This window comes from Gemella haemolysans ATCC 10379, from assembly GCF_000173915.1.
Taxonomy (GTDB): Bacteria; Bacillota; Bacilli; order Staphylococcales; family Gemellaceae; genus Gemella; species Gemella haemolysans.
In genome coordinates, this window is the sequence record NZ_ACDZ02000008.1 from 198576 (window position 1) to 223383 (window position 24808).

Annotated in this window: 23 protein-coding genes and 1 riboswitch; of the genes, 9 read left to right on the forward strand and 14 right to left on the reverse strand. The window is 31.3% G+C overall.

The features are described from left to right. Positions 1 to 103 precede the first annotated feature (103 nt). Entirely contained in the window at positions 104 to 919 is an 816-nt protein-coding gene (locus GEMHA0001_RS03380; RefSeq protein WP_003144260.1) for an MBL fold metallo-hydrolase, read from the reverse strand. 366 nt (positions 920 to 1285) lie between these two features. After that, positions 1286 to 2668 carry a H2O-forming NADH oxidase gene (gene nox / locus GEMHA0001_RS03385; RefSeq protein WP_003144117.1) on the reverse strand — a complete coding sequence of 461 codons (1383 nt, stop codon included), beginning with the start codon at positions 2666 to 2668 and terminating at the stop codon, positions 1286 to 1288. A 638-nt stretch (positions 2669 to 3306) separates the two neighbouring features. Between nox and trpB the strand changes: the two genes are divergently transcribed. Continuing rightward, complete coding sequence (gene trpB, locus GEMHA0001_RS03390; protein WP_003144340.1) at positions 3307 to 4515, forward strand: tryptophan synthase subunit beta; 1209 nt, start codon at positions 3307 to 3309, stop codon at positions 4513 to 4515. 288 nt (positions 4516 to 4803) lie between these two features. Then, positions 4804 to 4908 carry a putative holin-like toxin gene (locus GEMHA0001_RS09165; protein ID WP_224207463.1) on the forward strand — a complete coding sequence of 35 codons (105 nt, stop codon included), beginning with the start codon at positions 4804 to 4806 and terminating at the stop codon, positions 4906 to 4908. 174 nt (positions 4909 to 5082) lie between these two features. On the opposite strand, the gene GEMHA0001_RS03395 is transcribed toward GEMHA0001_RS09165, so the two are convergent. The 6 genes from GEMHA0001_RS03395 to GEMHA0001_RS03420 all read right to left on the reverse strand — a co-directional run bounded on the left by GEMHA0001_RS03395 (position 5083) and on the right by GEMHA0001_RS03420 (position 10056). Next, positions 5083 to 6396 (reverse strand): APC family permease, encoded by a 1314-nt coding sequence (locus GEMHA0001_RS03395; protein WP_003144123.1) that lies wholly within the window; start codon positions 6394 to 6396, stop codon positions 5083 to 5085. Positions 6397 to 6518: 122 nt separating this feature from the next. Then, on the reverse strand, positions 6519 to 7718 hold the full coding sequence (locus tag GEMHA0001_RS03400) for an ABC transporter permease (protein ID WP_003144169.1): 1200 nt from the start codon (positions 7716 to 7718) through the stop codon (positions 6519 to 6521). A 2-nt stretch (positions 7719 to 7720) separates the two neighbouring features. Continuing rightward, positions 7721 to 8623, reverse strand: coding sequence for an ABC transporter ATP-binding protein (locus GEMHA0001_RS03405; protein ID WP_003144141.1), 903 nt, complete (start codon positions 8621 to 8623; stop codon positions 7721 to 7723). A gap of 45 nt (positions 8624 to 8668) precedes the next feature. Further along, positions 8669 to 9211 (reverse strand): DUF2812 domain-containing protein, encoded by a 543-nt coding sequence (locus GEMHA0001_RS03410; protein WP_003144283.1) that lies wholly within the window; start codon positions 9209 to 9211, stop codon positions 8669 to 8671. A gap of 4 nt (positions 9212 to 9215) precedes the next feature. After that, entirely contained in the window at positions 9216 to 9731 is a 516-nt protein-coding gene (locus GEMHA0001_RS03415; protein ID WP_003144094.1) for a DUF2812 domain-containing protein, read from the reverse strand. Next, the gene (locus tag GEMHA0001_RS03420; RefSeq protein ID WP_003144244.1) at positions 9724 to 10056 is read right to left on the reverse strand and encodes a PadR family transcriptional regulator; all 333 of its coding nucleotides are present in this window, start codon (positions 10054 to 10056) and stop codon (positions 9724 to 9726) included. Before GEMHA0001_RS03420 ends, GEMHA0001_RS03415 begins: the two co-directional genes overlap by 8 nt. A 309-nt stretch (positions 10057 to 10365) precedes the next feature. Here GEMHA0001_RS03420 and GEMHA0001_RS03425 point away from each other — a divergent pair, with 309 nt between their 5' ends. The 3 genes from GEMHA0001_RS03425 (at position 10366) to GEMHA0001_RS03435 (ending at position 14692) form a co-directional block, all read left to right on the forward strand. After that, positions 10366 to 11172 carry a DUF6612 family protein gene (locus tag GEMHA0001_RS03425; RefSeq protein ID WP_003144359.1) on the forward strand — a complete coding sequence of 269 codons (807 nt, stop codon included), beginning with the start codon at positions 10366 to 10368 and terminating at the stop codon, positions 11170 to 11172. Between the two features lie 705 nt (positions 11173 to 11877). Beyond that, complete coding sequence (gene glmS, locus GEMHA0001_RS03430; RefSeq protein ID WP_003144225.1) at positions 11878 to 13680, forward strand: glutamine--fructose-6-phosphate transaminase (isomerizing); 1803 nt, start codon at positions 11878 to 11880, stop codon at positions 13678 to 13680. A gap of 131 nt (positions 13681 to 13811) precedes the next feature. Next, positions 13812 to 13924, forward strand: a riboswitch (FMN riboswitch). A gap of 207 nt (positions 13925 to 14131) precedes the next feature. Continuing rightward, positions 14132 to 14692: an ECF transporter S component gene (locus GEMHA0001_RS03435; RefSeq protein ID WP_003144089.1), complete on the forward strand. Its 561-nt coding sequence runs from the start codon at positions 14132 to 14134 to the stop codon at positions 14690 to 14692. Positions 14693 to 14865: 173 nt separating this feature from the next. Here GEMHA0001_RS03435 and GEMHA0001_RS03440 read toward each other — a convergent pair whose 3' ends face one another. Next, positions 14866 to 15222, reverse strand: coding sequence for a DUF1310 family protein (locus GEMHA0001_RS03440; RefSeq protein ID WP_003144231.1), 357 nt, complete (start codon positions 15220 to 15222; stop codon positions 14866 to 14868). A 311-nt stretch (positions 15223 to 15533) separates the two neighbouring features. Between GEMHA0001_RS03440 and hemH the strand changes: the two genes are divergently transcribed. Together hemH and GEMHA0001_RS03450 are read left to right on the forward strand one after the other, a co-directional pair. Beyond that, on the forward strand, positions 15534 to 16751 hold the full coding sequence (gene hemH, locus GEMHA0001_RS03445; RefSeq protein WP_003144421.1) for a ferrochelatase: 1218 nt from the start codon (positions 15534 to 15536) through the stop codon (positions 16749 to 16751). Positions 16752 to 17040: 289 nt separating this feature from the next. Then, positions 17041 to 17556 (forward strand): rhodanese-like domain-containing protein, encoded by a 516-nt coding sequence (locus GEMHA0001_RS03450; protein WP_003144362.1) that lies wholly within the window; start codon positions 17041 to 17043, stop codon positions 17554 to 17556. A gap of 240 nt (positions 17557 to 17796) precedes the next feature. Here the strand turns inward: GEMHA0001_RS03450 and yidD are convergent, their stop codons facing one another. Further along, positions 17797 to 18048, reverse strand: a complete 252-nt coding sequence (gene yidD / locus GEMHA0001_RS08780) for a membrane protein insertion efficiency factor YidD (RefSeq protein WP_081450712.1) — start codon at positions 18046 to 18048, stop codon at positions 17797 to 17799. A gap of 251 nt (positions 18049 to 18299) precedes the next feature. Between yidD and GEMHA0001_RS03455 the strand changes: the two genes are divergently transcribed. Further along, positions 18300 to 18734 (forward strand): Dps family protein, encoded by a 435-nt coding sequence (locus GEMHA0001_RS03455; protein WP_003144184.1) that lies wholly within the window; start codon positions 18300 to 18302, stop codon positions 18732 to 18734. Positions 18735 to 18798: 64 nt separating this feature from the next. Here the strand turns inward: GEMHA0001_RS03455 and yycI are convergent, their stop codons facing one another. Genes yycI through yycF form a run of 4 tightly spaced genes read right to left on the reverse strand, consistent with a single transcriptional unit; the run spans position 18799 to position 23553 of the window. Beyond that, entirely contained in the window at positions 18799 to 19599 is an 801-nt protein-coding gene (gene yycI, locus GEMHA0001_RS03460; RefSeq protein ID WP_003144375.1) for a two-component system regulatory protein YycI, read from the reverse strand. Continuing rightward, complete coding sequence (gene yycH / locus GEMHA0001_RS03465; protein WP_003144360.1) at positions 19596 to 20909, reverse strand: two-component system activity regulator YycH; 1314 nt, start codon at positions 20907 to 20909, stop codon at positions 19596 to 19598. Before yycH ends, yycI begins: the two co-directional genes overlap by 4 nt. 11 nt (positions 20910 to 20920) lie before the next feature. Further along, on the reverse strand, positions 20921 to 22849 hold the full coding sequence (locus tag GEMHA0001_RS03470; RefSeq protein WP_003144167.1) for an ATP-binding protein: 1929 nt from the start codon (positions 22847 to 22849) through the stop codon (positions 20921 to 20923). Further along, entirely contained in the window at positions 22849 to 23553 is a 705-nt protein-coding gene (yycF, locus tag GEMHA0001_RS03475; RefSeq protein WP_003144322.1) for a response regulator YycF, read from the reverse strand. Before yycF ends, GEMHA0001_RS03470 begins: the two co-directional genes overlap by 1 nt. An 812-nt stretch (positions 23554 to 24365) precedes the next feature. Here yycF and GEMHA0001_RS08945 point away from each other — a divergent pair. Next, on the forward strand, positions 24366 to 24530 hold the full coding sequence (locus tag GEMHA0001_RS08945; RefSeq protein WP_003144269.1) for a hypothetical protein: 165 nt from the start codon (positions 24366 to 24368) through the stop codon (positions 24528 to 24530). Positions 24531 to 24808 lie beyond the last annotated feature (278 nt).

Consider the following 24808-nt stretch of genomic DNA (forward strand, 5'->3'; position numbering starts at 1 on the left):
AAACTCGTTTTATTTTTCCACTATTTTTATAGAAGAAAAAACTAAGGTCAACTTAAAAATCTATCACGTAGATAAATTTTTTACAAGTTATCCTCAGTTTTTATTATATTTCTATTATCTTAGTCGGAATTACTGGATCAGTATCCATTATAACTATTTTATCATTACAATCAATAGTTTTATCAACTTCTAAAACACAATCTATATCCTTGTGTTTAAGAGTCATGTCCGCTGCCATACGGGCTAGCTCCTTCGTATTATTTTGCTCACTTAGGTGGGCTAAAAAGACATTTTTCGTATTGTCTCCTACTATTTTCGTTAAATAATTTGCAGAGTCTGTATTAGATAGGTGACCCATATCTGATAGTATACGTTGTTTAGTTGACCACGGATAAGGTCCACTAAGCAGAACATTCTCCTCATGATTACTTTCATAAACAATCGTATGAGAGTCCTTCACATAATCAATCATCTTATCAGATACATAGCCCGTATCTGTAAGAATACTAACCCTTTTCCCTTCACACTCAAAAGTATAAAACTGTGGATTAATCGCATCATGACTAACTCCAAAACTATTAACAACTACATCACCAAAAATTTTGCTTTCCTCTTTTTCAAAATTAAACTTAAGATCCGAACTGATTTCACCACATTTCGTCATATTTTGCCAAGTAAGAGCGTTGGCATATACAGGAATATTGTACTTTCTTGCCAGTACCCCTACTCCTTTAATATGGTCAATATGCTCATGCGTTACAAAAATCGCATTTATATCTTTAATATCTCGCTCAATTTGCGCTAAGTTCTCTACTACTTTTTTCCCAGTCAGTCCAGCATCTACCAAACATCTAAAATTATTATGCTCGATATAGATACTATTCCCACTACTACTGCTGGCTAATACCGATAATTTCAAATTGCACCTCCATATCTAACTATGTACTGCTACATTATATCACTTTTTTAAAAAATTTTTAAGATAAAAATACTTTAGCATGTATAAAGTTTGTTTTCTATAGTTACTATATATATTTTTCTATAAAGACTCTAGTTCATGGAAAAAATCATTCCTACTATCTAAAAAAATGGGAGTAACTCGAAAATTACAATTTCAAAGAAATCGATTTTATCGAGTCACTCCCTTCAAAGTTTATTAGATATCTATAAAGTTTTTATAAAACAAATTTAAATATCAACAAACCACTACATCTGTGAATTCCTATATAAATTTTTTATAATTTAGGATTCTAAGCCGGTTCTATTTTTAAAAAATTTTTATCTACTATTCTTTTGCTGATAAAGCAGCCATAGTTATATAGTTATACGGCTTGTTAAAATGCGGTAAGAAGAAAATATCTGTAAGAGCAAGTTTTTCAATAGTTACTTTCTCCTGGATGGCTAATGAGAATAAATGAATTCCCATTGAAATATCTTCTTTAGATGCAATCTGAGCCCCTAAAATTACACGACTATCTTTATCGTATACTATTTTAATTTTTACTTCATGGTTATCATGTTCTATAAATTCTGGTTTTTGCAAGTCTGTATATTCTGTCACAGCTGCATTATAACCAAATCGTTTTGCTTTTTCTAACGTTAAACCAGTAGATACCATTTTCAGGTCATAGATACAAATACCATTCGAACCTTGAACACCAGCTGATTCGACTACATCTCCATCACCTCCAGCATTTAAAGCTGCAACTAATCCAGTACGAACTGCATTAGATGCTAAGGCAATATAGTTTGTATCACCAACTGCATTGTCATATACAGTTGCACAATCTCCAATAGCATATACATCTTTTATGCTTGTTTCTTGTTTTTTATTAACTAAGAATGCTCCATTACGGAATAATTCAATTTTGCCATCACCTAATGCAGTATTTGGACGGAAACCTACAGCTAATACAACCATATCTACATCAAATGTTTCCTTATCAGTAATTAATCTTTCAACTTTTTCATTACCTTCAATGGCTTCTACTTTTTGTCCAAACGCTAATTTAATACCATGATCTTCTAGATTTTTCTTCATTAAATTAGAAAATTCAGTGTCATAATATCCAGCAAGACATGTATCTACTATATCTACTAAAGTTACTTCTTTTCCTAAACGTTCAAATGCTTCTGCAAGTTCTACACCAATATATCCTGCACCTACCACTGCTACACGTTTGATATCTGGATTAGCATTAAGTTTATTAATTACCTCTTCAGAGTTTTGGTATAACTTAACAAATTGTAAATTCTCTAGTGTAGCTTTAAACTCTCTGTTCCCTGGCACAATTTCTGCTCCTTTAATTGGAGGTAAGATAGGTGTCGATCCAGTCGCAAATATTAGTTTATCATAACTTTCAACGTGTTTTGTTTTTCCGTCCAATAGTACGTGTACTTCTTTTTTATCATAGTCAACAGACTCAACAGGAGAATTCATATATACTTTGGCTCCTGCTTCTTCTAAAGACTCTTTACTAGCATAAAATAATCCTTCTGGACCTGAAATTTGCTTTCCAATCCATAAAGCCATTCCGCATCCTAAAAATGAAATATTTGAGTTTTGGTCAAAAACTACCACTTCATTTTTATCACCATATGTTGCTAAAATTTTATTAACACATGCTGTTCCTGCATGGTTTGCTCCAACTACTACAATTTTACTCATTTGTTCATACCTCTTTTCTTTATTTTATGACAATAATTATCACTATCAATATTTTATAATAAATAATAAGAAATATCAATAAATATATCATTAAAAAAGTAATAAATTTAACTAATTCAATCTGTTTTAAAATTCACAATATCACTGTTTTAATAAGAAAAAATAATGAAAATGCTATTCTCTAGACAAATTTTTTTGAAAATATATATTGTATCAAACTTGCTGAAACATCTGTTGCAATAATATAGATTTCATTCAAGAAACTACACCCTATTATAGAATTATCATTATTTTAAAAGAATTTTCTGATAATTTTTTATCTTTTTAAAAAAATAACTATTGATTTTCCTGATAATAATGTGTATAATAAAAACAACAAAACGAGAAGGAGGAACTACAAATGAAACAAACAACAACTTTAAACTCTTGGCAAAACTGGCGTAGATAATGTTGTGTGTATGTTTTTATGACGTAGACGCAACTTTAGTGTACTCTAAAAAGTGTCTATGTCGGCTGTAGAAAGATCGTTTTAAATTTCGCAAAAGGGCCGTATAGAATTCTATACGGTCTTTTCTTTTTAGGGTAAAATAAAAAAATTATACAAATCTTATAAACAATTCGAAAGGAAATAAACAATTATGACAAACTTAGAAAATAACTTAAACAACTTAAAAGGATACTTTGGAGAATTTGGGGGAAGCTTCGTACCTGAAGTTGTTCAAAAAGCTCTTGACGAACTGGAAGCAGCTTATGATAAATATAAAGATGATGAAGAATTTTTAGCAGAGTATGCTCATTACTTAAAAGATTACTCGGGACGTGAAACTCCACTATACTACGCTGAAACTTTAACAAACCACCTTGGAGGAGCAAAAATCTACCTTAAACGTGAAGATTTAAATCACCTTGGGGCGCACAAACTTAACAACGTTATTGGACAGATTTTACTTGCAAAACGTATGGGTAAAAAGAAAGTTATCGCTGAAACTGGAGCAGGTCAGCACGGTGTAGCTACGGCTGCTGCCGCTGCAAAATTTGGTATGGAATGTGAAATCTACATGGGGGCTCTTGATGTAGAAAGACAAAGATTAAATGTATTTAGAATGGAAATGCTTGGAGCAAAAGTTCACGCAGCTCAAGAAGGAGAAAAAACTCTTAAAGAAGCTGTTGACGCTGCATTCAAAGCATGGATTGAAAACATCGACGATACTTTCTACGTACTAGGATCAGCAGTAGGACCTCACCCATACCCAACTATTGTAAAAGACTTCCAAAAAGTTATCAGTCAAGAAGCAAAACGTCAAATCCTAGAAAAAGAAGGACGTCTACCTGACTTAGTAGTAGCCTGTGTAGGAGGAGGATCTAATGCAATCGGTGCTTTTGCTGAGTTCATCCCTCATGAAGAAGTAGCATTACTAGGTGTTGAAGCTGCTGGTCGTGGTCTAGATACAGATCGTCACGCAGCAACACTAACACTTGGTACTGTGGGGGTTGTTGATGGTATGAAAACTTACGCATTATTCAACGAAGATGGTTCAGTAAAACCTGTTTACTCAATCTCTCCAGGATTAGACTATCCAGGAATCGGGCCTGAGCACTCATTCCTAAAAGATGCAAAACGTGCTGAATACGTAAGTGCAACTGATGATGAAGCTGTTGATGCTTTACTTCTATTAACTAGAACAGAAGGAATTATCCCAGCAATCGAAAGTTCACACGCCCTTGCAGAAGTGATTAAACGTGCTCCAAAACTAGATAAAGATAAAGTAATTATCGTTAACGTATCTGGACGTGGAGACAAGGATGTAGCCGCAATTGCAGACTACTTAGAAAATAGAAATAAATAATATAAAAACATCGCATACTAGGTTTTCTAATATGCGATGTTTTTTTCAAAAATTACACCTTTATATCATTAAATTTATGAGTAAAAATTACTATAATTAACAAGTTAAAAACACTGATATATCAGCCCTGTAAATAGTTGATTGTCTATATTTAATTTGATATAATCAAAGTCGGAGAGAGAAGTTAGGGAGTATAATAACTTCTGATAAAGATGGTGGCTACTTTAATTTGAAAGGGGATGGTGCTATGTCCGCATACACTAAAATCTGGAAGAAAGGAGTAGCAAGTTGTCACCTTACGAAGTGGTACAAACTATTATCGGTATAAATCTATTGATTGTAACAATAGTTGGAGTGTGCTTAACAGCGTTCAAAAATGACAATAAAAAATAACCATCTTTAACTTTAGCGGGTTAGATGGTTATTTTTATAACTAACTAATTGAGCTGCCGTCTTTAAAACGGCTCTCTCTTTTATAACTTTATTTTAACATAAATATATATGAAACACAATAAATAATATAAAAACATCGCATACTAGCTTTTCTAATATGCGATGTTTCTTTTATTATTTTTTAAATTTCTTATGTAATTCTGTATAGAATAATAATCCTATTAACGTTAAGGCTATTCCTCCCATAGCTAATGATGTTTGTGAGATTAAAGTACTTACTAAAGTATAAACTCCACCAAGAATAGCTATTATAGGAACAATCGGATATAACGGAACTCTATATGGTCTTTCTAATTTTGGTTCTTTTTTACGTAGTATAATTACCGCAAGGAATGTTGCTGTGTAGAAGAACCACATTACGAATACTAATAGGTCTGTTAACATATCAAAACTACCAGTTAACATCATTAAGAATGCTATTACTAGAAGTAATAATCCTGCATTAACAGGAACTGCTCCTTTATTTAATTTCGTCCATACATTTTTAAATGGAATTTGTTCACTTTTAGCCATTGCATAAGGTACTCGAATTCCTGCCATTGAGAATCCGTTAATCGCTCCATATACACTAATCAGTATACCAATTGTGATAATTTTACCACCAATACCACCAAACAACTTAGCAGCTACTTCACTGGCTACAGTTTGATTACCTGCAACATGATCTAATGGTAAAGTCATAAGGTAAGCAACATTTATAAGTACATATACAACCATAACAACTGCAAGTCCTAGGAAAATTGCTCTTGGTAAGTCTTTTTTAGGATTTTTCATCTCACCTGCCATACTTCCTACGTTCGTCCACCCTTCATAGGCAAACATCGCAGCAAGTAAAGCTCCACCTAGTCCACTAGCGAATGAAATATCTTTCCCCGCTTCTATAGGGAATAATTGCAACGGCTGAGAGTCAGTTTGAAATAATCCAAATACAATAATTACTATTAATGGTATCAATTTACAAATAGTAGCTACCGTCTGAATCATTCCTCCAATCTTTCCACCTAAAAAGTTTAAAAACATTAATAAAGCTGCAGCTGCAAAAGCTATAGGAAGATGCCAAGTCTTATCTAAATTTAATAAATTTAAAACTTGTGTCGAGAAGATAACCGCAAGAGCCGCTATCATCGCAGGGAAATAAATCACCGACTGTGCCCATCCTAATAAGAATGCTGCAGTTTTTCCATAAGTCCTCTCTATCCAAACGACCATTCCTCCAACTTCAGGAATAGATGCCGCAAGTTCTGCAACGGTAAGACCGGCACAAATAGTAATAACACCGGCAAGCACCCAAGCAAATAACCCTAAACTCATCGTTCCTGTAGTCTTATAAATTACAGCTGCTTTAAAAAATACACCTGCTCCTATTACTGAGCCTATAACCGTCATAAAAGCCGGCATAAAGCCTATCGTCCTTTTTAGTTCACTCATTAAATAATCTCCTTATTTTACAGATTTTTTTATACCTAATTATAACCTTTTATACACTAAAAATAAAAAAGAAAAGACTCAAAATTTGAATTTTTTTTAAGTCTTTTCTCTAGTATATTCTCCTATTTTCCAAATAACAACTTGAAGAAGTTTAATTTTTGACCGTATCTTAATGTCGCTAATCTATATACTCTAACACTCGCAAATGCCACAAGTAATGTAGTTACAACTAATATACCATAAGATAATCCTAATTCTTGAATAGAAACGTGACTTATTGCATAACGTGTAAACATTACAAAATATGATGTAAATGGAACATATGATAAAATCTCTGCAAGTTTAGTATCTCCAGTTGAACCCATAATGTAGTAGTTTACGAAGAATGCACCCATAAATGTTAACATCGGTAAAGTTATCGCTCCGTTGACATCCTCAATCTTACTAACTAATGAAGCGAATGCCGCGTACATAAACATAAACATTACGAATCCAGTTAACGCAAATGCTAATCCTACACCAAGAACTTTTAAGTCTACATTTTCTATAATATGCTTAATATTATCGCTATATCTAGAACCATTGATTTTTAGACCTGCAAATAAACCACCGATAATTAAGCCCATTTGAACAAGTACTGCAACAGATAAAGCTAATACTTTCCCTAAAATTAACGTTCTAGGATTTACAGTGACTACTAATAGTTCCATAGCTCTATTACTTTTTTCTTTAACAACATTTGTTGCAACTACACTACCGAATTGAATTACCGTCATATAAACAATAAATGTAAGAGCATAAACTACTACAACATTTACTACTTGAGTTTGAGCATCAGAATCTCCACTTACGTTCACTGGTACAGGTTGAGGTAGATGTGATTTCACATTAGTTACTTTATCATAATCTAAACCATTTTGTTTATAGACTAATTTTTCTACATTTTTTCCAAAAGCTTCTTTAAATTCACTGCTACCTTTACTAAAGATAGATTGTCTAGATAAATATTCATAACTATCTTTAGTTAAGACGATACCTTCATCTAATTTTTTAGCTTTAATATCATTTTCCAAAGCATCTTTACTATCGTATTTTTTAGCTTCTTTTAGATCATCTAACTTAATATTTACATCTTTTACAACATATGCACTACGATTGAAATTATCATTGCTCTCACCTTTAAAAATGTTACTATTAGCGATTGATGGTACAAATGTTATACCTATAGCTATAATGAAATACAATGCCATAATAACTTTTGTCGCTTTTTTCGCAAAAAATTGTTTAAACTCAAAATTAAATACTGTACTAAAATTTTTCATAATTACTTACCTACCTGTTCTTTGAAAATATCTTCTAACGAAGGTTTATAAAGTTTGAATTCTTCTATATTAAAACTGCTTCCCGCAAGTTTTGCCAATAATTCTTTTTTAGCACCCTCTTCTTTGAAATCAAGAAGCACTCCCTCTGGAACTAATGAATACTCAATACCTAATGGTATAGATTTAAGATTAGCAAGTAGTTCATCTTTCTCAAAACCACTAACACTCAAGATCATTTTTCCATGTCCTAATTGTTTTTTAATATAATCTAGATTACCACTTAGAGTAATTTTCCCTTTTTCTAATATATTAATATCCTCACAGAATGTTTCTACAACTGGCATTTGGTGAGATGAGAAAATAACAAGTTTATCTTTTTTAATAAAATCTGTAATTATTTCTTTTAATTTTGATACGTTCACCGGGTCAAGCCCACTAAACGGTTCATCGAAAACAAGAATATCTGGATCATTCATAACACTTTGGATAATTTGAATTTTTTGGGCATTACCTTTAGATAATGTTTTTAATGCTTGTTTATTATCCTCTAGTTCGAAGTACTCTAACCATTTTTTCGCTTCTGTTTGTGCTGCTTTCTTCTTCATACCTTTTAACATTCCGAAGTACGTAAGCTGATCTACAAGTCCAACACCATCGTACATTCCTCGTTCTTCTGGAAGGTATCCAATCTTCACCTTACTGTGATCTAAAGGTTTTCCATCTAGTAGAATCTCCCCTTTATCCGGCTTGAATATATCCAACAGAATCCTAAAACTTGTAGTTTTACCACTACCATTTCGTCCTAAATATCCATTAGCCACACCACTTTTCGCTGTGAAACTAACCCCTTTAAGAACCTTTTTATTACCAAAACTTTTCTCTACATTTTTAAATTCTAAAATCATAGCCCTTACCTCATTTCCTAACTTATTAAAAGTTAAATCCCTTTTTTATTCGTCATTATTTTTTATTTCTTTTGTTAACTTGAAATATTTCGGTAAAAACATTCCAAGTCCACTTATACAGTAACCAAATATACCACCTATTAATCCACCTATTAACATGGCTAACACATCAGGTATTCCACTATTAATTACCCATTTAATATTAGTAAAATACAATACCCCTATTATATTTATTAAAATAAATAAAACTATAAATCTTAACAATCTATATTTAACGATTTCTAATTCCGTCTCGGTATCAGTATATATCGGATAAGAACTCGAAGTCCCTTCAGCAAGTCTAAACAAATTATAAACTTGAAACTTATAAAGCTTCCAGCCACTTACTTTATAATACTCTTCTATCTCTGGTGTAAAGTTTTTATCAAAGATAAACTTATATTGCTTATCGCCAGTCTCTGAGACTTTCTTCATTCTAATCGCCACTATAGCCTCTTTATCGTATTCATATCCCTGAGCAGCAAGATGATTCATTTTATCCGCTACTTTATCATAGCTTATAAATACCGGAACATATTTATACTTCATAAAGTCAATCCTTTCTTCTCTTTAAAAATAAATATTTTATAAAGAATGCTATATTTACAGCACCTAGTCCTAAACCAAAGCCAAAAGACATTCCTGTAATAAAATCAATTACTTCAGATTCCATTAAAAATTTATTTATTAAATGTGTAATCAAAGCTATAAGAAAGCATCCTAACATGATTTTCGCATTAAATCTTATTCTATATAGCCACATGTACTCTTCACTCAAATTATCTGTATATAGTGTAGTTGCCGTAGGTTCACCACGTAATATCTGCCAAAAAATACCATTTCTAACTACTTCCCAACCGTTAAACTTATAGAAATCTTGACGTTCTGCATCGAACTTTTTATCATATACCAGTTCGTATTTATAATCGGTTCTTTCTCCTTTTTCTAATAAAATTAAGAACCCCAGAAATTTTTTAAAGTGCCAACCCTTTGCACTATATCTTTCTAACTTTCTCATGAGTCTTTTATTTGTTAAAGCGAATGTGTGTATCACCTTATATTTACTCATCACTTCCACCACCTATAAACTTCTTAGCTACATCTAGTAAAAACTGTCGAAGTTTTAAATTTTTCTCCAAAACTTCCATACCTTTTGGAGTAATATGATATTCTTTTTTCGAATTATCGATTTCTTTATCTTCAATCCAGCCAACAGAAACCATCTTACCTAAAGTCGTATACATTGTCGCAGGTCCGATAATAATATTATTATCAGTAATTTCTGCCACCTTTTGCATTATCAAGTATCCATGAATAGGTTCTGTTAAAACTAGAAGTGTAAAAAATATACTATCCGTTAATTCGCCCGTTTCATAAGGGCTTAACTTTGCCATTTTATCCCTCCTAACCAATTAGAGATATTCTTCATCTATATCCATTATTGATATATCTATCTTCGATATAATTATATATCCATCATTGATATAAGTCAATAGATTTTTTATTGTTTTTAAGAAAAAAATTAGATAAAGTTATCATTCTTATTTGTAACCTATATTATTTATTACAGATATTTTAAAAATAAACTTATAATATAGTAATATCCTCTATAATATGGTAGAATAATGCTATAAAAATAAATTTATAAAAATAGATTTTTTTTACTCAAATAATCTATTTTCATTAACATTAAGGAGAAACACATGACAAAATCACTTAAAAAATATCTATTGCTTATTGCAACGGTTATTCTTTCAGTTACTCTTGCTGCTTGTAGCATGGGGGCTTCTACAGAACAAATCGTTAATAAATCAGTAGAATCATCTAAAAACATAAAAAGTACAGATTTCGTAGCGACTAACAGTTCTGAAATTTTAGTTGGTGAGCAAACTCAAACAGTTGAAAATACTGTATCAGGATCATTAATTATCGATCCACTAACAATTAAAGCTACTACTGATGTGAAAGCTCAAGGTCAAAGCCAAACACTAGAATTATACATTAAAGATGGAACTGCTTATGCAAAATCAACAGGACAAAATGAGTGGGTTAAAAGTTCAAGTAACAGCATTACTGCCCAATTCGAAAACCTTAAGAAAATCGCAAACTCTGAGCAAATCTTAGAATTCTACAAAAAAATTGCTAAAGACTTCAAGAAAACTGAAGAAAATGGAAACTATGTTCTAACATACACTGGTAATGGAGATCAATTTAAAGAACTTATGGTTGCTATTGCTAACGCATCTTCTGGAAACGAAGTGACTGCAAGTGCATTTACCGGCGTTGATTTCAAAAATGTTTCAATCAAACTTGTTGTTACTAAAGATTACACACCTGTAACTAACGAAGTAAACATGGAGCTTGCTACTAAAAACACACCAACTCCAACAACAATGAAAATCAAACAAAACATTCAATACTCTAACGTAAACAATGTTAAAGAAATCAATCTACCTGATGAAGTGAAAAAAGCTAAAGAGGTAGCTGCTGATACTCAAAAATCAGAATAATAATATTGCCTACTTACACAAATAGTAAGTAGGTTTTTTATTAATCAATTTTATATTTCTACAATTTAAAAATTAAGGTTAAATTTTCAAATGCTTTATTGGAATATCTGAGTTTATGTAAATATATCCTTTCAGTTTACAATGCGCTTTTCATCTAGTATAATAATATGTACGATTAAAATATCAGGAGGTAATTTCAATTTATAATTATAGCGCCCGAACTAAGTTCTAAAGGTTAAATTGAATTTAGTTGACGAGGAAAAAAGTTATCGAAAATTCGGCGGATGCTTTTTCGGAACCAGAGAGTTTCGTTAGATAATGTACAATGGGGTGCACTTTACTATTTCTAGGAACAAAGTGACGAAGAAATAGTTAGGTGCAGCGTATGCAACAGCAACTTGGTTTTTAAGGAAGAATGACGTAAAAAACTTTAGTTGCCACTGCTGGGGTGTACCTTTGTATCTTTAGGAACGTAGTGACGACAAGATACTTAGGTACAGCGTATGCAACAGCAACTTGATATCTTTGGGAACAATAGTGACATACCCACCCTTCAAAATCATTATCGCCTCTCTATAGGCTCATTATGTCTTCTTTTAAGGTTTACATAAACTTGATGAAGTACAATATATTTGAGCATAGATATAAAACTTTATAGTACTTTCTATAAAAAATAAATAAAAGAAAAAGCGAGGAATTTTTAATATGTGTGGAATTGTAGGATTTGTTGGAGAAGCAAATGGAGTTAAATTTTTAATTGATGGGCTTAGCAGCCTTGAGTACCGTGGGTACGACTCAGCTGGTATCGCTGGTGTTGTTAACGGAGAAGCTAGCGTTACTAAGTCTGTAGGTCGCATTAAAAATCTAGAATCCCTAATCCCTGAAGGACTTCACCTAGAATTAGGTATTGGTCATACACGTTGGGCTACTCACGGTGGAGTTAACACAACTAACTCTCACCCTCACCAAAGCTTCAACAAACGTTTTATTTTAGTTCACAATGGAGTTATCGAAAACTTCCAAGAACTTAAAGAAAGATTTTTCAAAGGTGTAGAACTTGTTTCTGAAACTGATACTGAAGTTATCGTTCAATTAGTACAAGTTTATAGCGATCGTGGTCTTGATACTAAAGAAGCTTTCAAAAAAGCTGTATCAAAACTTCAAGGTTCTTATGCACTTTGTTTAATCGATACAGAAGATAAAGACACATTATATGTAGCAAAAAATAAAAGTCCACTTCTTATTGGACTAGGAGAAGAAAATAAAAACTATGTTGGTAGTGATGCTTTAGCAATGATTAAGTACACTAACAACTTCTTAGAAATCAACGATGGTGAATTTGTTATTGTGAAAAAAGATAGCGTAACTATCGAAGATAAAGAAGGTAATGTTGTAGAGCGTGAAAGTTTCTCAACTAACTTAAACGCTGGAGAAATCGATAAAGGTATCCACGAACATTACATGATTAAAGAAATTCATGAGCAAGTAGGAGCTATGCGTAACATCATCTCTCACTACTTCGATGGACATGATGTTAATATTAACAGCGAAATTATTAACAATGTAAAAGATGCAGATAGATTATACATTATCGGATGTGGTACAAGTTACAACGCTGGTTTAGTAGGAAGAAACTACTTTGAAAAATGGGCTGGTATTCCTACAGAGGTACACTTAGCATCAGAATTTGCTTACAACGTACCATTATTATCTAAAAAACCAATGTTCATCTTCCTTTCTCAATCAGGAGAAACAGCTGACCTTCGTGCCGTACTTACAAAATTACGTAGCGTAAACGCAGATTATAAGTTCTTAGTACTTACTAACGTTGATGCTTCAACTCTATCTCGTGAATGTGACTATACATTATTACTTCACGCAGGTGTTGAAATCGCGGTTGCATCTACTAAGGCATATACTGCTCAAATCGCAACACTAAGCATACTTGCTTATGAAGTAGCTAAGCAACTTTCTAAACAACCTAAATTTGATATCGAGCAAGAGTTATCAGTAATTACTTCTGCAATCGAATCAATTTTAGATGATACAAAAACTATCAAAGATTTAGCTAAAAACTTATTCACAGAACGCAATGCATTCTATATCGGACGTGGAATCGACTACTATAGTGCATGTGAAGCAGCTCTAAAACTTAAAGAAGTTTCTTACATTCAAACAGAAGGATTTGCCGGAGGAGAACTAAAACACGGTACAATCGCTCTTATCGAAGAAAGAACACCTGTTGTAGCTCTTATTACAAGCGCTAAACTAGACTTAAATACACGTAGTAACGTAAGTGAAGTAGCTAGCCGTGGTGCTAATACTCTAATCATTACATTAGAAAAATTAGCTCGTAAAGGTGACTATGCAATTCCTAACGTAAACGAAGATCTTGCTCCAATCGCAAGTATCGTAGTTACACAATTATTCGCATACTACGCAGCTTACACTAAAGGATTAGATGTGGACAAACCACGTAACTTAGCTAAATCAGTAACAGTAGAATAATAATTAAATATTATAAATAATGGGAGTAGCTCAATTTAACAGAGTTACTCTCATCTTTTTTTAAAAGTTAAACCTTTTCTCTTTACAACTTAGCTAGTTCGGTTTATAATAATCGTATAAATAATAAATTTAATTATCTTCGGGGCAGGGTGAAATTCCCGACCGGCGGTCAAAGTCCGCGAGCGCAAGCAGATTTGGTGAAACTCCAAAACCGACAGTACAGTCTGGATGATAGAAGATATAGAATAAATAAACTTACACATACAGTATAGTACGTATGTATATTTGCTGTACTTCATTTAAGTGTAACGCTTATTTTTCATACCTTTCAGTCCCGCTTTAAAATTTTTAAAGTGGTGTTTTTTATATCTAACGTAGATTTAGAATACACCTTTTTAAGAATAGTATTGCGGTTATTTTATTGCCTATGAAGATAGGAAAGAGGTTTTAAATGTATAAAAAAAATGTTCACTCACTAGTTTTGAGTGGTATGCTTGCAGTTATTGCTCTACTTCTATCTTTTTTTAGTTTTGCTGTGCCATTCTTGCCACCATTTCTAAAATTTGATTTTACGTTCATCCCGCTATTCATGGCGTTGTTATTATTAGGATATAAAGATGCACTTTTAGTGTCATTCTTAAAAAACTTCCTACACTTCGCTTTGTTATCACATGAACCAATCGGATCAATTGCTAATATAGTAGTAGAATTCACTTTTATCAGTGTCATAATTTTTTTCTATAAAAAAGGTACTGCTAAGACTATTATCGGTGGAATCTTAGGAACACTAGCAATAACAGTATTCATGACACTACTTAACTACTTCGTATTACTTCCAGCATACGGATATATTATGAATCTAGCAGACATCGTGACTAACGTAAAAACAATCGTAACGGCTGGTATTATACCATTCAACCTACTTAAAGGTGCTTTAGTAACATTCTTATTCTTCGTTACTAAGAGTGTTTACAAATCAATACCAACTAGTATTCGTAGCCGTTTCGCATAATAATATTAGATACTAATTAATTTGACCATGAAAAATCCTCCATTACATCACCTTACTGTAATGGAGGATTCCTTTTTTATAGATTTCCTAGGAAATATCTAGCAAACTTATCAAAAAAATCCAAGTTAAGGGAGCGGAAAATTTTAAAAAATCATTTTCTCCCCTCTTAACCGCTATTTATTCAACAACTCATCCAATTTTTCTGAATGTGATACTTCTTCTACATTAGTATTTTTTTCATTAAGAACTGTATCGATATTTAACTTCTCGTCATTATTCACTATTAGACGTGCGTAAATTTTCTCTCCGACATTTCTAATACTCTCATAATCAATCTTATAATCTCTAATTTTCGCTTTTGCTGTGAATGCAAGCTTATCTTTTTCTAAAATTATTTTTTCGTAAAAACCACGTGCATCTGCAGTTTTCACGACTCTAACAATCTCCTTATATTTAGGATTATTTTTCATATAAATAACGCCACCAATCGCCGCAATAAAAGTTATCGCTCCGAATATTTTCTTTCTCATTTAACTCTTCCTCCTTTTTTTCAACCAATTGGAGATTCTTAAACTCCCTTATTAGTAAACTTTTTAGTTAACTTTTATATTATAACTTTTTAGCTATTTTTTCAATAGTTTTTTTCAATTCTAGTTTAATATTATAGTAATATCATATTTTTGACACAGTTATAATAAAATAAAACATCGATTTAAACCTTAATTTATAAGGAATGTATTCGTAATCTACAATATTTTTCTGTAATAGAATAATTACTAGTGTGTTTTAGTACAAAAAGTGTTATAATATATTTGACTACACTATTTTGAGAGGTTATAAAATGAGTAAAGCTATTTTAGTAATGACATATGGAACACCTGAAGAATATACATTCGAAGGTATAGCAAAATTTTTCACAAATATTAGAAGAGGAGTGCGTCCTAATGACGAAGAGATCAATCTACTTTTAAAAAATTATCTTCGCATTGATGGCTCTCCCCTTCAAGAGATAACACTTAAAGAAGTTGAACTTTTAAGGGAATCTGTAAAAGATGAATATAAAGTATACTTTGCCAATAAATTTTCTTCACCTTATATCCCTGATATAATTTCAAAAATGGAAGATGATGGTATAGAGGAATGTATTTGTTTAATTCTTGAACCACATTATTCATTCTATTCTATTATGGGTTACGAAAGATTTATTAAGAGTGATACAATTAAGTTCAATATAATAAAATCTTGGTACAAAGAAGAAAAGTTAATTGAATTCTGGGCAGATGAAATTAAAAAAATTATTACTGAAGAAATAAAAGAAGACAGCTACAAAGTAGTTTTCTCTGCGCACAGCGTACCTGAAATAGCATTAAAATATAATGATCCATACGTAAATCAAATCTTTGATATGACAAAACTTATAGCCGAAAAAATAGGTCTTGAAAAAGGAAACTATACGAATACTTGGCAAAGTGAAAGTGATATTGGGATGCCATGGATTAAGCCTGATGTTCTTGAGTACTTAAGAGAGCAAAAAGAACATCCTAAGCATTATATATTTGTTCCACTTAGCTTTATAAGTGAGCATATCGAAGTTCTTTTCGATAACGATGTTGAATGTCGAGAACTTTGTGAGGAGTTTGGAGTAGCTTATCATAGACCACCTATGCCAAACTACGATTCTCGTTTAATCGATGCTCTTGTGTCAACGATTGAAGCTAACAAAAACAATCCTTTTATTTCGCATAATCCAGAGAAAACAACATTTAATGAAATGGATAAACCAAAAGGAGAAATGCCAGACTTCGTTAAAGCAATGTTAGCCAATAAAAAAGATGGTGAAAAACCTGAAATGCCGGACTTTGTTAAGAAAATGTTAGCTAATAAAAAGGATGGAGAAAAGCCGGAGATGCCGGACTTCGTTAAGAAAATGTTAGCTAACAAAGAAAATGAAGAAAATACTAAATCGTCTAATTCAATTATAAAATCATTAGCTAACAAAAAAGATAAAATTGTTTTAAAAGTACTTAAATCAATCTCAACAATCCTTAACAAAAAATAAATATCAATAAGTAACCGACTCTAATGCATTAATCATTAGAGTCTTATTTTTTTACACAAAAAATATAAAAAATTACTTTGATATTTAAATGAGATTATAATTAATAAACTTATTAATTTTTTATCATAAATAATATAATACATCATATAATTTTTAGTTTACATATTAAAATCAGTGTTAATTGGCATTATTATAGTTTTTAAGATTAATAAATTTTATTATATATTTTGTTTGTATATATAATTTTTTATGTTATAATAAAAGTGAAAGTTAAAGGAGGGCTGACTTTATGAAAAAAAATAAAATTACACTAGCTTTATCTAGCATATTACTTTCAGTTTCCTTAGTAGGTTGTAGTAGCGGAGACGGGCTTAATCGTTCTGCAAAAGACGGAAAAGAAAATGAAGTAGAAAAGGCAGCTATAAAACTAGTTAAAGCAACAAAAACAGGGGATTACAATCTAATCAGCGCAGATGAATTGAAAAAATCTATAGATAATAAAGAGGATATGATTCTAGTTGATACAATTCCTGCGGATCGATTTGAAAAAACAAAAATTAAAGGTGCTGTTAACGCTGGTCTTCCAAAAGAAATGAAGGATTTAAAACCAGAAGAAAAAGAAGCATTTTTAAAAACTCTAGGGGATAATAAAGACAAAAAAATAGTTATATACTGTGGTTTTGTAGCTTGTGAAAGAAGCCACGTTGGAGCGGTCTTAGCAAAAGAAGCTGGCTATAAAAATGTCTATAGATTTCCGGGCGGAATTGCCGCATGGTTAGATGCAGGAAATAGCATCGATAAATAACATTAAAAACTTGCACTCGTGGATAATTATGAGGATTTACCGCGCACTTGCAATATAATTTAACATTTGTAGGTAGTTATGAGGATTTACCGTACAAATACCTTAATTAGATAAATTTTTAGAAAAGTTATTTTGTAAGAGAACTTCTTCTAGTTCTGCAAACATGATCAAACATTCCTGATTTTTATCCAAATAACAATTTCGCCCAAAATAAAGAGGCAGCTAAACTTAGCGGCCTCTTTATTTTTTTCTTCCAAATTTGAATATATCTTTCTTAAATAAAGGCACATTATCAAAGTACTCACCTTTATATAGCGGATGACACTTTAATAACCTCTTAACAGTTAAATATGTACCTAAGAAAAAACCAAATCTCTTATAACTTTCCAGAGCATAGCTTGAACATGTAGGAGAAAATCTACACGTCGGTCTTGTATAACGCGATATATATTTCCTATACAAGTTTATTAAAAATATGCACAATCTTGCCATAGATTCTACCCCTTTCGCTCTTTATTTTATCAACTAATGAAGTTTATTTCAAATTTTTAAATCAAAAAATATACCCACTATGTATGATATCGATTATCATTTATATTTCTTCTCCTCAGGAAACATTGCTAAATCAACATTCTTTTTAGAGAATAATTCTCAATAACTTTTATGAGCTTATTAACTTTACATAAGATATTCATGGTGCTATAATTTAAGCATAAATTCAAAAATAAAGGAGAGACATTAATATGACACGTACAACAGAATTAAACAAACTTGTTGCTAACTTAACAGTATTATACACAAAATTACACAGCTTCCACTGGTATGTAAAAGGACGTAGCTTTTACACACTACACGAAGTATTTGAAAACTACTATAACTACACAACTGAATCTTTAGATGAGGTTGCTGAAAGATTATTAGCAATTGGAGGTCGTCCAGTTTCTACACTTAAAGGTGCTTTAGAAATCGCAACTATTAAAGAAGCAACTGAACAAGAAACAACTTCTGAAATGGTTGCAGCTATATTCCATGACTTCGAATTACTAATCAATGATTTAACTCACCTTATGGGTGTAGCTGAAGACGAAGGAGATCAAGGCACTTCTGACTTAGCATTAGGATTAAAAACTCAATTAGAAAAAAATGTTTGGATGCTAAAAGCTTACTTAGCTGATTAATACAAAAAAACTATTCGTTGCACTTATCACAACGAATAGTTTTTCTTTATTTTTAAATACCTATCTATGAGCTATGCCCTTTTCTGTTCAGTACATTTAGATTTATTGCATCAACATAGTAGTTGCTGATTTGACCATCTTTATCACTTATTTCTACATTCCAAGTCGGTATCAACACTTGATTTTCCGTTTGTGAAATATAGGTATAATACCCTAAAGTAGTGCGAACACGACAGTTTTTAGGAATTAAGTCTTCGTGATACAGTCTATTTATCGCTTGATTAGATGGTACTAACGCTTCATTTTTATCTTTTCTTATATTTGAAACACTCGTTAGAGTAAAGTTCTTGATGTCTCCATTACTCTCAACACTAAAGACTATTCTCGCATTTTTATTCGAAAACACCCTAAAACTATCTATTTGTTGTTCAAAAATAACTTCATTTTTTGAAGAATTATAACTAGAAAAAATATAATTTGCACTAAGCTTCATCTTTTCTAGCAAGAATGATTCTAATTCTGCTTTATAGCTACCTTTATTTACATTTGTAATAACATTTTCAGAACTGACTTTTAACATAGATGTTTTATCTACATTTTCAACTTCATACTTTAGACCATTCTCTTCTTTTCGAACTTCTTTCAAATCCGAGATTGTCACATTCACATAACCAAGATTATCACGTTTTGTGGCGTTATCCTCTACAGTTATATTGTCATTTTTCATAGCACGCTCGATTATTTCTTTTTCTTGAACTATTTCTGTTTTATTTTTCTGAACAGTGTATACATAAAATGTTAACAAGACAGCATTAAGCGCAACGAATAGGTAAATAAATAACGTCTTCATCTTACCCCAGTTCATAGTCTCTCTCCCTTGTCTATCATTTCTTTTAACTTTTTAAAACTCACATATCTATCATTATATTTTACATACCACGCTGGTACATAACTAAAACTGTTTCTATCTTTATTATAAACTTTATCATATCCTAAAACTATATCACCTATCTCTTTAAGATTGACTCTTTCATAAAGATAATTAATCACATATTCAGTCTTTTCAACAGAATACAGTTCCGCTTCTTTTGATGAAAGATAAGTTTTTGTAAGTTTTTTCGGTGATGTTAGCTTATATATCCCACTACTATTGTCCTCAGAAATAATATCAGCAAAACCATCTTTACTAAAGGCTATAGACTCCTTATGAGCTTCCTGGAAAATAGTAATCCCTTCTAAAGCAGTAGTAAGTTGATAATTCGTATCCCCTACATAACCTAACTCTAAAAAGCTCATAGTATTGTTTATAGCTACAGTAGCTCCAACTTCTTTTCCACCTTCATTGGATGGATTTGTATATAATAAACTATTATTTATAGATCTTAAAATTCCATAACCATCGGTCACTTCATCTTCATTACTTATTCTAAGATTATCTTTTTTCTCAAATATATCCTTAGCCAGTTTATTTAAGTTAACATCTTCAGTACTATATTCATCTATAACATTGTCTTCATCAGATTCTTTTAAATAGATAAACCTATTATTCAAACTATATTTAGCATAACTCTGTTTCTTCTCGTTAAACATAGTGTTTACTTTACCATAGATTTCTTCTTTTAAAGTAATCTGTAGATAGTTTTTATCATCTTTTTTATACAGATAAATCATATTAGGTCTATCTTTTAGTAAAACTATCGTATCAAATTCTAAACTTATATTAGAATTTTCTTCAGAGAAGAACAACGGTTTTACTAAAGCTGAATCAAGGGTCACCTGATAATTTATCAGTATTTTTTCAACATTATTCGATGTAATATCCTCGATATTTCTATTCCTAACTCTAGATTCTGTACTCTCACTATCTGAGATTACCAATAGCAAGTCTTTCAACACTTTTTTGTTTTTAATAGCATCAACACTAGCTACCTTTGTTATAGAGTTCTGAACTATCGCTTCCTCTCTTGATCCTTCATAGTTTTTCACAACACTATCTGGAATCAAGAAATTCAAAAGACTATTTTTATTTGACTCTACTGATTTTTGAGTAGTTCTCTTAGTGAAAATCTCATAATCTGGTTGATAAGTAATAATAAGATAAGATAGTGTTAAACTCATTAGAACAAGTATTCCTAATACGACTGATTTAACAGTTTCTTTCCTTTTACTTCTCATATTATTTACCTCTATAACCATTCATCATCAATTTGTTCACAAGGTAGTGTTACAAATATTATACTTCCGTATCCTTCTCTACTTTGCGCCCAAATACGACCTTTATGGGCCTCTACAATAGTCTTAGCTAATGCTAATCCTAAACCTGTTCCTCCCATACTTCTCTGCCTACTCTTATCAACCCTATAGAATCTATTAAAGATCTTATCTATATGGACTAATGGAATTCCTACACCTTCATCTTTAATAGAAATACTCACCCTATTATGGTGATAATTTTGTCTAACCCTTACTGTAATATTCTTACCATTCGGAGAATATTTTATAGCGTTATTAACAATATTATCAAATACCTGTGTAAGTTTATCCTGGTCACCTTCTACGAATATCGGGCTCTTAGGAATATGTTTTATAAAGTTTTTCTCCGGATGTGTTAGAGCAAATCTATCGGTAATCTGCTCAAGCATTTTATTTATATCAATAAACTCTTTTTCATAATGCTCTTCTTTGATATCCATCTTACCAAGTTGCATCAACTCATTTACCATTCTTATCATACGAGTAGTCTCTTTATGGATAGTATCGATAAACTGCGGAGCAAGTTCCTTATCTTCAAGCACACCTTCTTCTAGCGCTTCGATATAACTGTTCATCGTCGTTAGAGGTGTACGAAGTTCATGAGATACAGTCGATACGAATTCTCGACGTTCTTTTTCTTGACGTTCTTGATCTGTTACGTCATAAAGAACAATAATATATCCCTCTAGCTCAGTTGACATCTGAGTTAAATCTTCTTTATCTTCTTTTTCTATCTTAGAAATTTCCGCACGTAAAAGTAATTCTTCATCACTTTTTGAAGCATTTACCAGAAGACTGTCTTCCGCTTCTAATATTTCCTCTATACTCTCATACTCAGTAATATTAAGAATTTTCAGCACATCTTTTCCGATGAAAATTTCATCATTACGACCACCTAGCATATCCTCAGCACTTGTATTTATAAGGATTATTCTACCGTTATTATCTGTTGTAATAATCCCATCCATCATACTTTCGATAATCGTCGCAAGTTTCCTACGTTCAGTCTCAGTAACAGCCTGCTCTTCTTCGATTCTTTTAGAAATTTGGTTAAATACTTTTGCCAAATCTCCGATTTCGTCATCCGTATCTATACCAACTACTGTACCGTAATTCCCCAGAGCCATCTTCTTAACTTGTGAACTCATCTTCTCAATAGAGCTCGTCACCGTTTTCGAAGCTACGAATCCTATTACTGTGGTAATTAATATCGATAGAATAGTTCCCACTATGAATATTTTAGAAATACTATTTACCTCTTGATAAACACTTTCTATATCAGCCATTAGCGAGATTACACCGACAACTTCATTATCCTTTTTAACAGGACTCACATAGATCCACACACGCTTATTACTATCAGTATTATTTTGAATCTGTTTAGTACTCTCACCAGTCTTAATAACCTGACTTACAAGCGGATCAAACGACCTTTTCGCAAGATATTCATCATTTCCATTTTTTGAAGAAGTCGCTATGATTTTCGAATCATTATCTATGACATTTACTAATAATAACTTTTGAATATTAAATTCACTAACTAGTTTAGCTATCCCACTTTTTGAATCTTTATTATTCTTTGTAGACTCCTCTTGAGTACCAGTATCATCAAGAGCTTTCGAAGTATCTCCTCCACTACCACTAGCTTTTTCTAATTCCTCACGAACATGGTAGTTTAATATTTTTTCTTGTTCAATAATATTTTGTTCAAATGTATTTATATTACTGTTTCTTAATTGCGTTGTAAAGAACAATCCAATAAGTTGCAATGATATTATGTTAACTAAAACATAAACTATTACGAACTTAGTTCGAATTGATGAAAAGAATCTTTTCTTAAATCTCTTCTCGAAAAAACTCATTACTCTTCACCTATAAAGTAACCAACACCACGACGTGTCATTATATATTCAGGTTGCGATGAATCATCTTCTACTTTTTCACGTAATCTTCTTACAGTAACGTCCACAGTCCTTACATCTCCAAAGTAGTCATAACCCCACACTGTTTGCAGTAAGTTTTCACGTGTTAAAACTTGTCCACGGTGTTGTGCAAGGTAATAGAAAAGATCAAATTCTCTACGTGTTAAGTCGATTTCTTCACCATTTTTCTTAATAACATAAGCTTCAGGATAAATAACGATATCCTTAATCACAAGATCTCCACCATTTTTCTCTTCAGCAACTTCTTCTTGTTGCTTAGTAACACGACGTAAGTTTACCTTAACCCTAGCCATAAGTTCACGCGTTGAGAAAGGTTTAGTTACATAGTCATCCGCCCCAAACTCAAGTCCAAGAACTTTATCAATCTCACTATTTTTCGCTGTTAACATAATAATTGGAATATTTTTCTTAGCACGTACTTCTCTACACACTTCCATTCCATCTTTTTTAGGTAACATTAAATCTAACAAGATTAAATCCGGATTATCATTAAAAGCAAGTTCTACCGCTTTTTCTCCATCATTAGCGACGATTACATCGTAACCTTCTTTTTTAAGATTAAATTCTAGTATATTAGCAATCGGTTCTTCATCATCGACTACTAGTATTTTATATTCTGCCATTTTCTTCCTCCTTAGATTTATACTAAGTATTAACTAATATATTCCTAATTATATTTTTTATAAAACATTTTTTGGAGTATACTTTTTATTTTTTAACCTGTATCTTCTCATCACCGTGAGTATATACATAGTTATCAATATTATATCATTTTTTTCTATGAAGTTACAACTTTAAGCAAACGATTAACTCTCTATCAGTGTAGTGTTACAATTGATGTGAGACAAAATATAAAAAAGAAGAGTAAATCCTGTATAATGAAATTATGACAAATCAAAAATAGGAATTTACTCTTATGAAAACTATTATAACTGAAAACTTACAAAAAAACACAACGATATATACCTCATATTTTAGAAACAAGATTAGCCACGGTAAAAACATATAGAAATAAAAACTCTATTAACTTTATCTATAGACGTTACAAAGTTTCTAAAGCATTTTTAATACGTTGAAATAAAAAATATGATGAAACTAAAGTATCTAACCCTTTTATTATATCATATATAATGATTAATTTTTAGAAAATGAATTATTTAGACTTAAATATTGATTACATATGGTTTTCGTGATATTTTAAAGTGGGAGTGATTCAAAAATCGTGATTTCAAAGAAATCGATTTTGTCGAGTCACTTTCCGCAGTGGTTTATTAGATATCTAAAAAGCTTTTATAAAGTGAATTTAGATATCAATAAACTACTGCGTCTATGAGTTTTCATGTGAACTTTATTACATTTTAGGACTTTTGGGGCAGTCCAGTTGGCTATTGTTGGATAAATGTATTATATATGACAAATATAGGAGGAAAAGACAATGAATACAAAGATGAAGATAGTAACTAGTTTAACTTTGACTCCTATGGGGAGTATTTTAGAAAAAAGCAATAGTATAGCTAAAGCTATGGATAATTATAATAAATTTTCTACAGTAAAAGCTGGTGATATTATTGATAGCAAAAAAGTTGAAAAGGTACAGTAATTTATGTTTGAATTTTTAAAAATAATTATTAGTTTATTAATTTGGATATTAGTTTTTTATTTATTTAAATTCTTTTCTAAAAGAAATTTAAAATTAGTGATTGCATTTAATCTATGTATATATGTTTATGGTATATTATATTATTATAATAATACAAATTTAAAGTATATTTGGTTGGCAATACTTTTTTCAATAGTTATGATGAAAAAATAAAAAATATAGATTTAGGCAACAATTGAAGTGAGATATTGAGTAAGCCGCAAGATTCACGCAAATAT

Coding starts and splice junctions, on each gene's coding strand:
- yycI (WP_003144375.1), bottom strand. CDS start 19,599: ATGAACTGGGGTAAGATGAAGACGTTATTTATTTACCTATTCGTTGCG.
- GEMHA0001_RS03415 (WP_003144094.1), bottom strand. CDS start 9,731: ATGAGTAAATATAAGGTGATACACACATTCGCTTTAACAAATAAAAGA.
- nox (WP_003144117.1), bottom strand. CDS start 2,668: ATGAGTAAAATTGTAGTAGTTGGAGCAAACCATGCAGGAACAGCATGT.
- GEMHA0001_RS03425 (WP_003144359.1), top strand. CDS start 10,366: ATGACAAAATCACTTAAAAAATATCTATTGCTTATTGCAACGGTTATT.
- yycF (WP_003144322.1), bottom strand. CDS start 23,553: ATGGCAGAATATAAAATACTAGTAGTCGATGATGAAGAACCGATTGCT.
- GEMHA0001_RS03395 (WP_003144123.1), bottom strand. CDS start 6,396: ATGAGTGAACTAAAAAGGACGATAGGCTTTATGCCGGCTTTTATGACG.
- GEMHA0001_RS03410 (WP_003144283.1), bottom strand. CDS start 9,211: ATGAAGTATAAATATGTTCCGGTATTTATAAGCTATGATAAAGTAGCG.
- GEMHA0001_RS03405 (WP_003144141.1), bottom strand. CDS start 8,623: ATGATTTTAGAATTTAAAAATGTAGAGAAAAGTTTTGGTAATAAAAAG.
- GEMHA0001_RS03435 (WP_003144089.1), top strand. CDS start 14,132: ATGTATAAAAAAAATGTTCACTCACTAGTTTTGAGTGGTATGCTTGCA.
- hemH (WP_003144421.1), top strand. CDS start 15,534: ATGAGTAAAGCTATTTTAGTAATGACATATGGAACACCTGAAGAATAT.
- GEMHA0001_RS03450 (WP_003144362.1), top strand. CDS start 17,041: ATGAAAAAAAATAAAATTACACTAGCTTTATCTAGCATATTACTTTCA.
- yycH (WP_003144360.1), bottom strand. CDS start 20,909: ATGAGAAGTAAAAGGAAAGAAACTGTTAAATCAGTCGTATTAGGAATA.
- trpB (WP_003144340.1), top strand. CDS start 3,307: ATGACAAACTTAGAAAATAACTTAAACAACTTAAAAGGATACTTTGGA.
- GEMHA0001_RS03470 (WP_003144167.1), bottom strand. CDS start 22,849: ATGAGTTTTTTCGAGAAGAGATTTAAGAAAAGATTCTTTTCATCAATT.
- GEMHA0001_RS03455 (WP_003144184.1), top strand. CDS start 18,300: ATGACACGTACAACAGAATTAAACAAACTTGTTGCTAACTTAACAGTA.
- glmS (WP_003144225.1), top strand. CDS start 11,878: ATGTGTGGAATTGTAGGATTTGTTGGAGAAGCAAATGGAGTTAAATTT.
- GEMHA0001_RS03420 (WP_003144244.1), bottom strand. CDS start 10,056: ATGGCAAAGTTAAGCCCTTATGAAACGGGCGAATTAACGGATAGTATA.
- GEMHA0001_RS08945 (WP_003144269.1), top strand. CDS start 24,366: ATGAATACAAAGATGAAGATAGTAACTAGTTTAACTTTGACTCCTATG.
- yidD (WP_081450712.1), bottom strand. CDS start 18,048: ATGGCAAGATTGTGCATATTTTTAATAAACTTGTATAGGAAATATATA.
- GEMHA0001_RS03440 (WP_003144231.1), bottom strand. CDS start 15,222: ATGAGAAAGAAAATATTCGGAGCGATAACTTTTATTGCGGCGATTGGT.
- GEMHA0001_RS03400 (WP_003144169.1), bottom strand. CDS start 7,718: ATGAAAAATTTTAGTACAGTATTTAATTTTGAGTTTAAACAATTTTTT.